This window comes from Micromonospora sp. NPDC048839 (assembly GCF_040649915.1).
Lineage (GTDB): Bacteria > Actinomycetota > Actinomycetes > Mycobacteriales > Micromonosporaceae > Micromonospora.
Genome location: NZ_JBEZGL010000019.1, coordinates 103,617 through 117,304, shown reverse-complemented (window position 1 = coordinate 117,304; position 13,688 = coordinate 103,617). Strand labels below are relative to the sequence as shown.

Genomic DNA, 13,688 nt, shown 5'->3' with positions numbered 1-13,688 from the left:
GCACCGGCGCGGCGGTCAGCGCGACGCCGCTCCTTCCAAGCGCCGTCGTACCGCACCGATAGGCTCACGGCTGTGACCGAACCCGCACAGCTCAGCCACGTCGACGGTGCTGGCGCGGCCCGCATGGTCGACGTCTCCGCCAAGGCGGTGACGGGCCGGCTGGCCGTCGCGGCCGGCCGTCTGCGGACCACGCCCGAGGTCATCGACCTGCTGCATCGTGACGGCCTACCCAAGGGCGACGCGCTGGCGGTCGGTCGGCTGGCCGGGATCATGGGGGCGAAGCGCACCCCCGATCTGATCCCGCTGTGCCACCCGATCGCCCTGCACGGCGTCACGGTCGACCTGCACCTGACCGCCGACACCGTGGAGATCACGGTCACCGCCCGCACGGCCGACCGAACGGGCGTGGAGATGGAGGCGTTGACCGCGGTTGCCGTCGCCGGTCTCGCTCTGGTCGACATGGTCAAGGCGGTCGATCCGGCGGCGTCGGTGGAGGCGGTCCGGGTGTTGCGCAAGGAGGGCGGCAAGACCGGCGAGTGGGTCCGGCCGGAGGACCGACCGTGATCCGGGCCCGGGTGATCGTCGCGTCCAACCGGGCCGCGGCCGGTGTCTACGCCGACACCAGCGGGCCGCTGCTCGTCGCCGGCCTGCGCGAGCTGGGGTGCCAGGTCGACGAGCCGGTCGTGGTGCCCGATGGTGAGCCGGTCGGCACCGCCGTGCGGGCCGCCCACGCCGACGGTGTCGACGTGGTGCTGACCAGCGGTGGCACCGGAGTGACGCCGACGGATCGGACACCGGACGTCACCCGGGAGCTGTTGGATTACGAGATCCCCGGCATCGCCGAGGCGATCCGTGCGCACAGCCGCGAGCGGGTGCCCACGTCGGTGCTGTCCCGGGGTCTGGCCGGGGTGGTCGGCCGGATGCTGGTGGTCAACCTGCCCGGCTCGACCGGTGGCGCCCGGGACGGCCTGGCCGTGCTCGGGCCGATCCTCGGGCACACCGTCGACCAGTTGCGCGGCGGCGACCACTGAAGCTGCCGCGGCGACCGCCGATCGGTCCACGCCACGCACCGACGGGTGTTGGTCCGGGCCGATAGGCTCGGCTGGTGAGCACGGAAACCGCACCCACCGCGGATCGGGTCACCGCACCTCCGCCTGCCGGCTGGGAGGAGGCGCGGTCGCGGGTCTACGCGGTCGGTCTGGCCGCCGCGCTGCCCGCCGTCGCCCGGCCACTTGCCGACATCGACGGGTCGACCCTGGCCGAGCCGTTGACCACCCGCACCGACCTGCCCGCCTTCCCCACCTCCAGCGTGGACGGCTGGGCGGTGCGCGGCACTGGTCCGTGGCGCATCGTCGGCCGGGTGTTGGCCGGCAGCACCCCCGCGCCGCTCACCGCTGACGGCACGACCGTGGAGATAGCGACCGGGGCCATGGTGCCCGAGGGTGCCACCGCAGTGCTGCGCGTGGAGGAGTCCACGACCGTCGACGGTCTGGTCCGCGGCACTCCGCGGCAGACGCCGGAGTGGCGCGAGCCGGGCGAGGAGGCGTACGCCGACGAGGAGCTGTTGCCGGTCGGCACGCCTGTCGATCCGGCGGTGATCGGCCTGGCCGCCTCCTGCGGGCACGACACGCTGCGGGTCCGGCGGGCGCCGCGCGCCGCGCTGCTGGTCTTCGGCGACGAGTTGCTGACCGCGGGACCACCGGCGGCCGGTCGGGTCCGCGACGCGCTGGGTCCTGCGGTGCCGGCGTGGCTGCGGCGCTACGGCTGCCAGGTCCGCCCGTCGGACGTGGTCGGCCCGGTGGCCGACACTCTGCCCGCGCACGTGGCGGCCCTGCGTTCGGCGCTGACAGGTGCCGACCTGGTCTGCACCACCGGTGGCACGATGAACGGCCCGGTCGACCACCTGCACCCGACCCTGGAAGCGCTCGGCGCCGACTACGTGGTCAACACGGTGGCGGTTCGCCCGGGTTTCCCGATGCTGCTGGCCCGGCTGGCGGGCCACGACGGGCGGATCCGGTTCGTGGCGGGGCTGCCGGGCAACCCCCAGTCCGCCATCGTCGCGCTGGTCTCGCTCGTCGCGCCGCTGCTCGCCGGCCTGCAGGGCCGCTCGATGCCGGTGTTGCCGCACGCCACGTTGGCCGAGGCGGTGCCCGGTCGCGGTAACCACACCCACCTGGCCCTGGTCCGGCTGGACCGGGAGGCCGGGACGGCGTACCCGGTGCGACACGTCGGCTCGGCGATGCTGCGTGGCCTGGCCGGCGCGGACGGGTTCGCCGTCATCCGGCCCGACACCAGGGGTGAGCCGGGCGACCGGGTGCCGATCGTGCCGTTGCCACTACTTCCTGGGGAGCGCTCGCCATGACCGCACCGACGATAACCTTCGGTGAGATCACCGACCAGCCACTCGACCTCGCCACCCACGAGGCTGCGGTCGCCGACCGGAGGGCCGGCGCCGTGGTCTCCTTCCAGGGCGTGGTCCGCGACCACGATCACGGCCGGCAGGTCACGAGCCTGGAGTACGAGGGCCACCCGAGTGCCGCGCAGGTGCTGCGCGAGGTGGCCGCCGAGATCGCCGCGGAGCCCGACGTGTACGCGGTGGCGGTCTCCCACCGGGTCGGCCCCCTGGCGATCGGTGACGTCGCGCTCGTCGCCGCGGTGAGCACCGCGCACCGGGCGGCGGCTTTCGCGGCCTGCGCCCGGCTCGTCGACGAGGCGAAGGCGCGCCTGCCGATCTGGAAGCGGCAGGTCTTCGCCGATGGCACCGAGGAATGGGTCAACTGCCCCTGACCGCTCAGCGGCGGCTGTTGACCGCCACGGTCCGGGCGAGCCGGTCGCCGTAGAACGCCGGCTCGGCACCGGGACGCCAGGGCAGTGCGGCGACCAGCACGATGAGCGCGAGCGCGAGCGAGTTTTCCATCAGGGCTCCGAAGAGACCGTCCTGGTAGTGCGACATCTCCGGCAGTTGGTGCTCGTACGGCCAGATCGGGGAGATCAGGAAGAGCAGGTAGAGCCCGATCGCGGCGCCGCCGTGCCGGAGCCCGGTCAGCGTTGGATACCAGATCGGCGGGCGGAGCCCGTTGACCCCGGGCAACCCGCCGAACACGGCTCCCTGGCCGGCGCGCGAGGGCATCGTCCGGCTCGCCTCCCGGCGGCGTACGGCGGCGTCGGCCAGCACGATGATCGCCGGGATCACCCAGACCAGGTGGTGCGTCCAGGAGATCGGGCTGATCACGTTCGCGGTGAGACCGACAAGTGTGAACGCGGTCAACTCGTCGCCGTCGGCGCGGGAGCTGGCCGCCCGGGAGAGGCCCAGCGCCAGGATCAGCACCGAGAAGGCCAGCCAGAGCAGCCCGGGGGTCTCGATCGAGTCGTACAGGCGGGCGAGCAGGCCGGCGAGTGACTGGTTCGGCGTCATGTCCGCCGCACCGACCCGCTCGGTCTGCCAGAGCACGCTGCCGAAGTACGTCCGCGACTCGTCGCCGACGATCCCGAACGTCGCCACCGTCACGCCGATCGCGGTGCCGATCGCGGTGGCCGCCACCCGCCACTGACGGGTGATCAGCAGGTAGGCGATGAAGAGGGCCGGGGTGAGCTTGACCGCGGTGGCCAGGCCGATGCCGGCGCCGGCCCACGCTCCGCCGTAGAGGAAGCGCAGCAGGGGGCCGTCGGTCGCGGCGTAGTGGGTGCCCCGGCGGGAACGCCAGCGCAGGCCGATCAGGTCAGCCATGATCAACGCGAACAGCAGGATGTTGACCTGGCCGTAGCCGAGAGTCTCCCGACCTGGCTCGATGGCGACCGCGAGCGGCACCGCCACGGCCACGGTGAACCACAGTGGCCAGCCCAGCCGGTCCACGATGGGGCGGAGCAGCCCGGCCAGCACCAGCGCCAGCGCGGCGATGCTGGCGGCAGCGTTGACCATGCCGGCGGCGTCGATCGGAAGCTGCGCCATCGGCAGCATGACCAGCCCGGCGAACGGCGGGTAGGTGAAACCGAGGGTGGTGCCGGGCGCGATGAACTCGTAGAGCTCATGCCCGCTCGCCCACCACACCACGGCACCGTGGTAGATCTTCATGTCGAAGAAGTTGTACGGCCGTCCGAAAGCACCGATGGCGAGCCATGCGGCGTAGACGACGGCGGCCACGATGGCACCCCGTACGACGTTCTTGCGATCGATCCGACGTGACACGCGGTCGATGCCGCGTGTCACGCGTTGGATTGGGGCGAGGCGGTCCGCCCGACTACCGACAGCCGTCGGCATGGCGTGGCCACCCCCATACCAAGGTCGTCCTACCCGTCCAGGTCCTGCACGGAGCCTAGAACGGCGCCTCACGTCAGTGCCTCCCGCGTTATGCGACCGTGTCCGATCCCACACATGTTTTTGACATTTCCACCGCGTTAACGCCTACCGGGTGGTTCAGGTAATTCGCGGCCTTAGCGGGGGGTGGGGGTGGCGCGGAGAGGCATCGATGCAGTTCAGCCGGGCAGTCGACGTGCGGTGGACGCGGATCGGACAGCGATCCGGGCTTCCCGTCGGGCGGTACGGACGGCGCGCTGCATGGAACGTCGAGAGTGGCCGATGCGATGGCCGGTCCGCCAGCGCAGACCCGGCTTGCCGCCGGTGTCGGCCGCGGCCAGCAGCAGACCGCCGAGGAGACCGAGGTTCTTGAGGGCGTGAATCTGGTTGTTGTTCTTGGCGATCGGATCGTCGTTGTTCCAGAAGGGATGACCGGCGATGGTCACCGGCACCAACGTGCCCGCGAGGACCAGCGCGGCGGGTCGACTGAGCCGCCCGGTGGCGAGCATCAGTCCGGCGCTGACCTGCACCGCCGCGTTGAGTCGGATCAACGTCTCGGTCTCGGTGGGGAAGCTCGGGTGCGCCTTCTTCAACAGCGGCGCGACCCTGTCGGTGACCGGTGCGGCGGCCTGCGCCAGCCGTGCCGGGTTGCGGATGTTGCGATACCCGCTGACCACGAAGATGCCGCTCAACATGGCGCGGGCGAGGGAGCGTACGGGCGTCATGGATCAGTCATACCCCCTCGCGGCGTTTGCTACCCCGGCAACCGTCGGATCGGATCGGTGTTCATACACCTGCGCCACGCCGATTCGAGCGACAGTCACGGATGGACCGGCCTCGGCGGGTAACGTCGCGCGGGTGACCACGCTGCGGCTACGCCCCGAGGACCCGGCCGACGCCGGTCCGGTACGCCGCGTGCTGGCCACCGCCTTCGCCCGCCCCGACGTGGCGACGCCGCCGGAGGTGAGCCTGGTCGACGAGCTGCGCGGCACGGCCGCCTGGCTGCCGCGGCTGGCAATGATCGCCGAGTACGGCGGCGAGGTGGTCGGGTACGCACTGCTCACCCGGGTGCGGGTGCGGCCGGATCAGGGCTCGGACGTGCCCGCCCTGGCGCTCGGTCCGGTGGCGGTCGCGCCACACCGACAGCGCGTCGGGCACGGCACGGCGGTCGTGCAGGCGGCCCTGGACGCGTCCACCGAGCTGGGTGAGCGGCTGGTCGTGGTCCTCGGCGACCCGGCCTTCTACCACCGGTTCGGCTTCAGCCCCGCGACGGAGCTGGGCCTGACCAGCCCGTGGGCCGGTCTCGGTGAGCCCTGGCAGGCGTTGGTGCTGCCGCCGTCGACGAGCGAGGAAGGCCCCCCACCGCGCGGCGAGGTGCTCTTTCCGCCGCCCTGGTCGAAGGTCTGACGGCACCGTCACCCCGATCGGCGGTCAGGCCGGCTGGGTGCGCAGGTATCTGCCGAAGTGCGGCACCGTGAAGGCGACGGTGCCCCGCTCGCCGGAGTAGATCAGCCCCTTCTTGATCAGCGCGTCCCGCGCCGGGGAGAGGCTGGCGGGCTTGCGGCCGAGTGCCCGGGCGATCTCGGCCGTGGGCACCGCGGCGTCCATGTCGTCGCGGGTCACCGCCCCGGACTCGTCCCCGACCGCGGACATCATGGCCATCGCCCGCATGTACTCGCGTTCGGCGGGGGTGGCTCGCTCGAACCGGGAGCCGAAGAACCCGACCGCCAGCTCGGCCTCCGCCTCGGGTGCGGCGACGCGCACGTCCGCGGCGGTGATCGGCGAGCGCGGCGCGTGGTCCCAGGTCGCCTTGCCGTACGCCTGGACGAAGTAGGGATAGCCACCGGACTTCTCGTAGAGCAGGTCGAGGGCCTTCTGCTCGTACTCGACGTCCTCGCGTTCGGCCGGCGCGCAGAGCGCCTGGTCGGCGGCGATCCGGTCGAGCCGGTCGATGCGCTGGTAGCGGAACAGCCGTTCGGAGTACGACTTGGCCGCGCTGAGCACCGCCGGCAGGTGCGGGAGGCCGGCGCCGACGACGATCAGCGGCGCGCCGAGTTGGGACAGCTCATGGCAGGCCGCGCAGAGCGCCGACACGTCCTCCGGGCCGAGATCCTGCATCTCGTCGATGAAGATGGCGATGCCGGTGCCGACGTCACTGGCCACCGCGGCGGCGTCACTGAGCAACTCGACCAGGTCGATCTCGATGTCGCCGGAGTCGGCCCGGCCGCTCGCGGCTGGCACGTCGATGCCGGGTTGCCACCTGTCGCGCAGCTTCGGGGCGGCACCGGCCCGGCCGGTCGGGGCGGACCGTTGGGCGAACGCCTTGAGAACGCCGAGGAACGCGTCGATCCGGTCGGGTGCGCGGTGGCGGGGGGCCAGCTCCCGGACCGCCATGTGCAGCGCGGCGGCAACCGGACGGCGCAACGACTGATCCGGTCGCGCCTCGATCTTGCCGCTGCCCCAGAGATGGTTGATCGCCTGCGACCGGAGGGTGTTGAGCAGAACCGTCTTGCCGACGCCACGCAGCCCGGTGAGCATCAGGCTGCGTTCGGGTCGTCCCCGTGCGATGCGTTCGAGCACGATGTCGAAGACGTCCAGCTCCCGCCCCCGCCCGGCGAGTTCGGGCGGACGCTGGCCGGCGCCCGGCGCGTACGGGTTGCGGACCGGATCCACGCATCGCAGAGTATCGGGCCGTCTAGCTGCGAGGCTAGAGATGGATAGATGGGGCTACCGGCGTGTCTGAGTCGTCGACAAGAAACTAGGGCTGTCTAGCGTCCATGCTAGACAGCCTTAGTTTTGGCAATCGGAGCTACCGCTTCCGTAGGCAGAGCACGTAGTCGAGCAGGTCCACGGCGTTGTCGTGCACGTAGGTCGCGCTGATCGGGGGTGGCAGCGCGTCACACCGGGCCGAGTCGGTGGTCGCCGGGATCCGCAGCAACACCTGATAGGTGTTCGGGCCGCACGGCACCTTGCGCAGCTCCGCGGCGTCCTCGGTGCCATCGTTCACCAGGCAGTCGCCGGTGGCGAACTCGCTGTCGGGCGTCGGCGCGGCCGAACTCGGCACGGCCGAACTCGGCACGTCGCTGGGCAGGACCGGTGGGACGACCGGCGCGCTCGTTGCCGGCGTACGGACGTCGTTGTCGGCGCCGGCGACCCTCCAGACCGCCCAACCGGCCAGGCCGAGGCACGGACAGAGCACCAGCAGCACCACGAGCACGACGATGAGGGCGACCGTGCGGCCGGTCCTCTTCACCGGCGCGACGGGTGGCATCCCGTACCCGCCAGGCGGCTGGCCCCACGGTGCGGGCGGCTGACCCGGCGTCGGTCCAGCCGGCGGAAACGGCCCGGGCGGCGGGTAGCCCGGGCCCGAAGCCGGCGGCGGTGCCCACATCGGCACGGTCGGCGGCTCCGCGTCGGATGGCGGCGGACCCCACTGCTGCCTGGTCGGATCCTCGCCGGGCGGGCGCTGGTACGGGTCGTCCGGCTGACCGGAGCCCGCCGATCCGTAGGTCGTCATGTCATTCCCGGGGTGGGTGGTCTCAGCGTTGCTTCAGGCAGAGGACGAAGTCGAGAGTGTCCAACTCACTGTCGAAGAAGTACCAGTTGGTGTAACCGGGGACCTTGTCGCACTTGGCCTCGGCATCGCGTTCACCACTGGTCGCGCCGTCGATCCGGCTCAACACCTCGTACGACTTCGCGGCGCACTCGGTGATCAGCAGCTTGGGCTTGCCACCCGCCGCGGCGTCATTGCGGACGCACTGACCGACCTTGGCGAACCGGGGATCAGCCGACGACTCCGGGGCCGGGGCGCTCGGTGGCGGCTCGGCCCCGTCAGCGTCCGCGCTGGGCTCCGCGGCGGTGGTCGAGTTGGCCGGTGCCGTCACCGGAGCCAGGTCGTCCTGCCCGCGAAGGAACCAGAACGCACCACCGGCAGCCACCACCAGCAGCAGTACCACCGCCAGCACGGCGATCAGCGGCCCCCGACCGCGCCGGCCCGGTGCCGGTGTGGGGTCCGGGCCGTACGGGGTCTCGTCGGTCCGGTACGGCGGCCGGTCGTACCCGGGAGGCGCCCCGGTGGGTTGGTACGCGCCGCCGTAGGGCGCGCCGGGGGCACCGCCGTAGGGAGTACCCGGACCGCCTCCGTGCGGCGCGGTCGGTGGGCCGTACGGCCCGGGTCGTCCCTGGGGCGCCTGGGGGTACGGCGGACCCGGCGGCGGGTACGACGGGACCGCCGGCGGATACGGCTCGGGTGCCGGCGGGTAGGGCTGCTGCGCCGGCCGGCCCGGCGTCTCGTCCGGTCGCTGCCCGCGCCACGGTCCCGGGTTGCCGCCCCCGGGTGGTCCGTAGTTGGTCATGCCGCCCTCCTGCACGAGTGGTGAGTCCCGCCACCGGTACGCGACGCCGACTCCGACGTCACCGTAGCGTGGTCCACTGATGAGCTCACCTCCACCGAGCGCGGCAGGCGTCGTCGGCCGCCGCGCACATGTCGCGCCGACCCTGATCTGGACCGCGTTGATCGTGGTCTACCTGCTCTGGGGATCCACCTACCTGGCCATTCGGATCGCCGTGGAGACGCTGCCGGCGTTGCTGTCGGCCGCACTGCGGTTCGCCGTCGCCGGCCTGATCCTGGCGGTGGTGCTGCGGCTGCGCCGAGGCCCCGGCGCACTGCGTGTGGACCTGCGGCAACTCGGCTCGGCGGCGTTCGTCGGGGTGCTCCTGCTCGCCGGCGGCAACGGCCTGGTGGTGCTCGCCGAATCCGGGCCGCCCGGAGTGGCGGTGCCGTCCGGGATCGCCGCACTGCTGGTGGCGACCGTGCCACTGCTCGTGGTGCTGCTGCGCACCGGCACCGGGGACCGGCCGCCGATCTGGACGTTCGCCGGGGTCACCCTGGGCTTCGTCGGCCTGATCCTGCTGGTGCTGCCCGCCGGCAGCGCGGACGCGGTGCCGCTGGTCGGGGCATTGACAGTGGTCGTGGGGGCCGTCGCCTGGTCGGTCGGGTCGTTCCTGTCCGGCCGGATCCGGATGCCCGCCGACCCGTTCGTGGCCACGGTGTACGAGATGTTGGCCGGCGCGCTGGTGCTGGCCGTCGTCGCCGCCGGTCGGGGCGAGCTGGCCGACTTCCACCCGGCGGCGGTGAGCACCCGGTCCTGGCTGGCGTTGGGCTACCTCATGGTGGCCGGCTCGCTGGTGGCCTTCACCGCGTACGTCTGGCTGCTGCACAACGCGCCCATCTCGCTGGTGTCGACGTACGCCTACGTCAACCCGGCGGTCGCGGTCGCGCTCGGCGCGCTGCTGGTAGCCGAGCCGATCACCGCGCAGGTGCTGCTCGGCGGTGCGGTGATCGTCGCCGGCGTCGCTCTGGTGGTGAGCACCGAACGGCCGCGCCGGGTGGGCACGGGATCACGATCGGGGGACACGCCGGTGCGCGACCGCCAGTAACGTCCGGCCCATGTCGGCCGCCGCGCTGGTGTCGATCGCGCTGCTCGGCGCGCTGGTCGGCCTCGTCGTACCGCTGGTGTCGCGGCGCTTCGCCACGGCGGACGCCCGGCCGTGGGCGTGTCCAGGGCCGCAGCCGGTCCGACGGCCCTGGGTCGATCCGATGGTGGCGGCCAGCGTCTTTGTCGGCCTTGCCGTCGCTGTGGGTGACGACCCGGCGCTGCCGGTCTTCCTCGCGGTCGCGGCCGTCGGTCTGGTGCTGGCGCGGGTGGACCTGGCCTGCCTGCGGCTGCCCGACCCGCTGGTCCTCGTCGCCGGGTTGCTGGCCCTCGGCGGGCTGACCGCGGCGGCGCTGCTGTCCGGCACTCCTGGCCGGCTGCTCGGCGCGCTGGGAGGTGCGGCGGTCGCGGGCGCGGCGCACGTGCTGCTGGCCCTGCTGCCCGGCTCACGACTGGGCTTCGGGGACGTGAAACTCGCCGCCGTCCTCGGCCTGCCGCTCGGCTGGCTGGGCCGGGATGCCCTGCTCACCGGGCTGCTCCTGCCGCACGTGCTGCACGGCGGTCTGGTGCTCGGTCTCCTTGCCGCGCGGCGGGTCCGTCGGCACACCCTGCTGCCACTCGGCCCGGCCCTGCTGGTGGGTGCCTGGCTCGCCTGCCTACTCGACTGATCGGCTACCTCACCGTGCGTAGCGGTCGGCCGCCGCGCCCAGGTCGGCCGCCGCCGACTCCGATCAGATCAGGCGGAGTTGGCGGTCCTTGGGTCGGCGGGGCTCGGCTTCGCCGAAGCGTTCGAAGAGGCCGGGGTCGATGGTGCCGAGGAAGGGCGAGGGGGCGCAGTCGCGCTCGGTGCCGTGGCGGGAGCGACGAGCGGCGTGACTGACGTACAGCCGGTCCTGGGCACGGGTCAGGCCGACGAAGAAGAGCCGGCGCTCCTCGGCGACCGCGTCCTCGTCGGGCGTCGAGCCGGGCCAGCGCAGCGGCAGCAACCCGTCCTCGACGCCGACCAGGAAGACCACCGGGAACTCCAGGCCCTTCGCGGCGTGCAGGGTGAGCAGCGTGACCGCCTCCGCGCGCGGGTCGAGCGCGTCCACCTCCGCGCCGGTGGCCAACTGCGACAGGAACGCCTCCAGGTCGTCGCCGCAGCGCCGGGCCAGTGGGGTCAGCAGGTCCACGGCCGAGCGGACGTCCTCCGGGCGGACCGTACCGGTGCCATCCAGGGTGGGCACCGCGAACCGCTCGGCGACCACCTGCCCGGCCAACCGCACCCGGGCGGCCAGTGAGCCGGCCAACCCGTCGGCGTGCCGCAGCTCGCGGGCGATGGCCGCCACCCCGGGCCGGTCCCGCAGCCGGTCGTGGGACCGCTTCTGCACCGGGATGTTGGCCCTGGTCAGGGCGTCGACGATCGGCGCGGCCTGCGCGTCGGTGCGGTACAGCACGGCGATGTCGGAGAAGGACAGCGAAGTGGACCGGCCGTCGATCCGGCCCGAGTCCAGCGACCGGTGGGACAGCCCGCCGACCAGGTCGTCGACCGTCCGCACCACGAAGTCGGCTTCCTCGACGACCGACCCCGCCGGATAACGCCCGACCAGCGGGGCCTCCGGGTCGAGTCGGGCCGGGTCAAGTCGCCGGCCCCGAACCAGCGAGGACGGCGCGATGGCCTGCACGGCGGCGGCCAGGATCGGCGCGGACGAGCGGTAGTTGCGGTTGAGCCGCACCAAGCGGGCGTCCGTGAAGTCCGCGGAGAAACGCAGGAAGTAGCCGACGTCGGCGCCCCGGAACGAGTAGATCGCCTGGTCCGGGTCACCGATCGCGCAGAGGTTGCCGTCCGCCGGGCTGAGCAGCCGCAGCAGCTCGTACTGCGTCTCGTCCACGTCCTGGTACTCGTCGACGAAGATCCACCGCCAGCGGTCCCGGTAGCGTTCGACAAGCTTCCGGTCGGCTCGCAGCACCTCCACCGGCAAGCTCACCAGCTCGTCCAGGTCCACCAGATCCTGCTTGCGCAACAGCGCCGTGTAGCTGGCGCTGTCGTCGCCGGCCGCGGAACGGGCCGCTGCCCGCTCGGCGTCGTCGGCGATGCGGAAGTCGGCCGGCAGACCCGCCGCGTCCGCGTTCTCCCGCAGGATGGTCATCCCCAGCGCGTGGAACGTACCGACGGTGACGTCCTCGGCGACCGGGCCGAGCAGGCCGTCGAGGCGGTGCCGCAGCTCCTCGGCGGCCCGGCGGGTGAACGTGATCGCGAGGCAGTGCTCGGGAAAGACGTTCAGTTCCGCGCAGAGGTACGCGATCCGGTGCGTGAGCGTCCTGGTCTTGCCGGTGCCCGGCCCGGCCACGATCAGCAGCGGCCCTCCCGGCGCGGAGGCAGCCACCCGCTGCATCGCGTCCAGCCGGTCCAGCAGGCCGGTGCCGACCTCCTCCATGCCGGAGAGCATCGGCTCGAACGGCTCGTGCGGAGACGGCGGCGACGCGATCGGCGGTGCGGGCGCCGGGACCGGCTTACGCTTCGGCTCCGCCTTCGCCGCCGGGCGCTTGGCCGTCGATCGGGCCGCCGGCTCCGGGGGTCGGCGCTGCGCCGGCACCGGTACGTCGAACAGCGTCTCCTGTGCCGAGCCCTCGCCGCCCAGCTCCGCCGGGTCGAAGAGCGTGATCACCCCGTACTCGCCGTCGTAGCCCGGCACCCGGCGCACGTCGCCTCGTCGCAGCCGCCCGATGCCCTCGGCGAGCAGCTCCCCACCGGCCTGCGCGATGTCGGCGAGCGGCGTCGTGGTCAGGATCTCCAGCTCCGGCCCGAGCGCGGCGAGCAACTCGTTGAGTCGCCCCTCGACCTTCTTCGAGCGGGCACCCACCTTGTTGATCTCACCGAGGATCTCGGCCAGCGGGACCAGGTGCGTGACGTCCCGGGCCTGTGCCGGCCGGTGCCCCGCCGGCCGGTCGGCCAGCTCCTCGATCCGGCTGAGGACGCCCACCGTGAGCGGCTTGCCGCACTCGGGGCAGCGCCCGCCGGCCGCGCGAGTGCGCTCCGGGGACCAGTTGACCCCACAGAGCCGGTGCCCGTCCGCGTGGTACTTGCCCTCCTCCGGGAAGAACTCGATGGTGCCGGCCAGACCGTCACCGGTCCGCAGCGCCTCCCGGACGGCGAAGTAGTCCCGTTCCACGGTCAGTACTGTCGCCTCCCGGCCCAGTGCCGGTGGCGAGTGCGCGTCCGAGTTGGACACCAGTTGGTAGCCGTCGAGGCTGCCGACCCGCCAGTTCATCGCCGGGTCGGAGGAGAGGCCGGTCTCCACGGCGAAGATGTGGTCGGCCAGGTCGGCGTAGCAGTCCGCGATCGCGTCGAAGCCGGACTTCGAGCCCAGCGCGGAGAACCACGGCGTCCAGATGTGCGCCGGCACCAGGTAGCCGTCCGGGCTGGCCTCCAGGGTGATCTCCAGCAGGTCGCGGGAGTCCAGACCGAGGATCGGCCGGCCGTCCGAGCCGAGGTTGCCGATCCGGCCGAGGGCGGTGTTGAACCGGGCCACCGCGTCCAGATCCGGCAGGTAGATCAGGTGATGCACCTTGCGGGTCCGGTCGTCCCGCTTGTAGATCGTGGAGATCTCCACGCTGAGCATGAACCGGACCGGGTCCGCCTCCGCCGCGCCGGCGAGACGGGGCGGCAGCCGCCGGGCGATGTCCCGCTCCGCCTCGGCGTCGAGCCGGTACAGCCCCGGCTCCGCCGGGCGCAGGGTCTCCCGCAGGTGGTCGTACCAGGCGGGGTGGGTGAAGTCGCCGGTGCCGAGCAGACCGATGCCCTTCCGACGCGCCCACCACCCGAGGTTCGGCAGCGTGAGGTCGCGGCTGCACGCGCGCGAGTATTTCGAGTGGATGTGCAGGTCCGCGACGAATGGCGAGAGGCCACCGGAGGGTACGGCACTGAACGGGGGCACGCCGCATCCTGTCACGCCCGCCGCGCCGGTCGCCGGCCGCCA

At 72.7% G+C, this 13,688-nt stretch carries 12 protein-coding genes and 1 pseudogene; 7 read left to right on the top strand and 6 right to left on the bottom strand.

Translation table 11 applies throughout. The features are described from left to right. Nucleotides 1–72 precede the first annotated feature (72 nt). The 4 genes from moaC to AB0C25_RS28905 all read left to right on the top strand — a co-directional run bounded on the left by moaC (nucleotide 73) and on the right by AB0C25_RS28905 (nucleotide 2,787). The gene (gene moaC, locus AB0C25_RS28920) at nucleotides 73–564 is read left to right on the top strand and encodes a cyclic pyranopterin monophosphate synthase MoaC (protein ID WP_357377248.1); all 492 of its coding nucleotides are present in this window, start codon (nucleotides 73–75) and stop codon (nucleotides 562–564) included. Next, nucleotides 561–1,031 (top strand): MogA/MoaB family molybdenum cofactor biosynthesis protein, encoded by a 471-nt coding sequence (locus AB0C25_RS28915; RefSeq protein ID WP_357377247.1) that lies wholly within the window; start codon nucleotides 561–563, stop codon nucleotides 1,029–1,031. The genes moaC and AB0C25_RS28915 overlap by 4 nt, the downstream gene beginning before the upstream one ends. Nucleotides 1,032–1,105: 74 nt before the next feature. Further along, complete coding sequence (locus AB0C25_RS28910; protein WP_357377246.1) at nucleotides 1,106–2,362, top strand: molybdopterin molybdotransferase MoeA; 1,257 nt, start codon at nucleotides 1,106–1,108, stop codon at nucleotides 2,360–2,362. Further along, nucleotides 2,359–2,787: a molybdenum cofactor biosynthesis protein MoaE gene (locus AB0C25_RS28905; RefSeq protein WP_357377245.1), complete on the top strand. Its 429-nt coding sequence runs from the start codon at nucleotides 2,359–2,361 to the stop codon at nucleotides 2,785–2,787. Before AB0C25_RS28910 ends, AB0C25_RS28905 begins: the two co-directional genes overlap by 4 nt. Nucleotides 2,788–2,791: 4 nt before the next feature. Here the strand turns inward: AB0C25_RS28905 and AB0C25_RS28900 are convergent, their stop codons facing one another. After that, nucleotides 2,792–4,258, bottom strand: coding sequence for a glycosyltransferase 87 family protein (locus AB0C25_RS28900; RefSeq protein ID WP_357377244.1), 1,467 nt, complete (start codon nucleotides 4,256–4,258; stop codon nucleotides 2,792–2,794). Nucleotides 4,259–4,473: 215 nt separating this feature from the next. Then, nucleotides 4,474–5,019 carry a DoxX family protein gene (locus AB0C25_RS28895; RefSeq protein ID WP_357377243.1) on the bottom strand — a complete coding sequence of 182 codons (546 nt, stop codon included), beginning with the start codon at nucleotides 5,017–5,019 and terminating at the stop codon, nucleotides 4,474–4,476. 133 nt (nucleotides 5,020–5,152) lie between these two features. On the opposite strand from AB0C25_RS28895, the gene AB0C25_RS28890 reads away from it, so the two are divergent. Further along, nucleotides 5,153–5,701: an N-acetyltransferase gene (locus AB0C25_RS28890; protein WP_357242871.1), complete on the top strand. Its 549-nt coding sequence runs from the start codon at nucleotides 5,153–5,155 to the stop codon at nucleotides 5,699–5,701. A 24-nt stretch (nucleotides 5,702–5,725) separates the two neighbouring features. Here the strand turns inward: AB0C25_RS28890 and AB0C25_RS28885 are convergent, their stop codons facing one another. The 3 genes and pseudogenes from AB0C25_RS28885 to AB0C25_RS28875 all read right to left on the bottom strand — a co-directional run. Then, nucleotides 5,726–6,967 (bottom strand): ATP-binding protein, encoded by a 1,242-nt coding sequence (locus AB0C25_RS28885; RefSeq protein WP_357242868.1) that lies wholly within the window; start codon nucleotides 6,965–6,967, stop codon nucleotides 5,726–5,728. Nucleotides 6,968–7,103: 136 nt separating this feature from the next. Further along, nucleotides 7,104–7,565: a hypothetical protein gene (locus AB0C25_RS28880; protein ID WP_357377268.1), complete on the bottom strand. Its 462-nt coding sequence runs from the start codon at nucleotides 7,563–7,565 to the stop codon at nucleotides 7,104–7,106. 268 nt (nucleotides 7,566–7,833) lie between these two features. After that, nucleotides 7,834–8,298: pseudogene (locus AB0C25_RS28875) on the bottom strand (flagellar basal body protein FliL); the annotation flags it as partial. A gap of 430 nt (nucleotides 8,299–8,728) precedes the next feature. Here AB0C25_RS28875 and AB0C25_RS28870 point away from each other — a divergent pair. Next, nucleotides 8,729–9,733 (top strand): EamA family transporter, encoded by a 1,005-nt coding sequence (locus tag AB0C25_RS28870; RefSeq protein WP_357377242.1) that lies wholly within the window; start codon nucleotides 8,729–8,731, stop codon nucleotides 9,731–9,733. 10 nt (nucleotides 9,734–9,743) lie between these two features. Continuing rightward, nucleotides 9,744–10,397: a prepilin peptidase gene (locus AB0C25_RS28865; RefSeq protein WP_357377241.1), complete on the top strand. Its 654-nt coding sequence runs from the start codon at nucleotides 9,744–9,746 to the stop codon at nucleotides 10,395–10,397. A gap of 63 nt (nucleotides 10,398–10,460) precedes the next feature. Here AB0C25_RS28865 and AB0C25_RS28860 read toward each other — a convergent pair whose 3' ends face one another. Further along, nucleotides 10,461–13,646 (bottom strand): UvrD-helicase domain-containing protein, encoded by a 3,186-nt coding sequence (locus AB0C25_RS28860; RefSeq protein WP_357377240.1) that lies wholly within the window; start codon nucleotides 13,644–13,646, stop codon nucleotides 10,461–10,463. Nucleotides 13,647–13,688 lie beyond the last annotated feature (42 nt).

Excerpts from the sequence above, each read along its gene's own strand:
- AB0C25_RS28895 (WP_357377243.1), bottom strand. The coding sequence starts at position 5,019 with ATGACGCCCGTACGCTCCCTCGCCCGCGCCATGTTGAGCGGCATCTTC.
- AB0C25_RS28905 (WP_357377245.1), top strand. The coding sequence starts at position 2,359 with ATGACCGCACCGACGATAACCTTCGGTGAGATCACCGACCAGCCACTC.
- AB0C25_RS28880 (WP_357377268.1), bottom strand. The coding sequence starts at position 7,565 with ATGCCACCCGTCGCGCCGGTGAAGAGGACCGGCCGCACGGTCGCCCTC.
- AB0C25_RS28865 (WP_357377241.1), top strand. The coding sequence starts at position 9,744 with ATGTCGGCCGCCGCGCTGGTGTCGATCGCGCTGCTCGGCGCGCTGGTC.
- AB0C25_RS28870 (WP_357377242.1), top strand. The coding sequence starts at position 8,729 with ATGAGCTCACCTCCACCGAGCGCGGCAGGCGTCGTCGGCCGCCGCGCA.
- AB0C25_RS28900 (WP_357377244.1), bottom strand. The coding sequence starts at position 4,258 with ATGCCGACGGCTGTCGGTAGTCGGGCGGACCGCCTCGCCCCAATCCAA.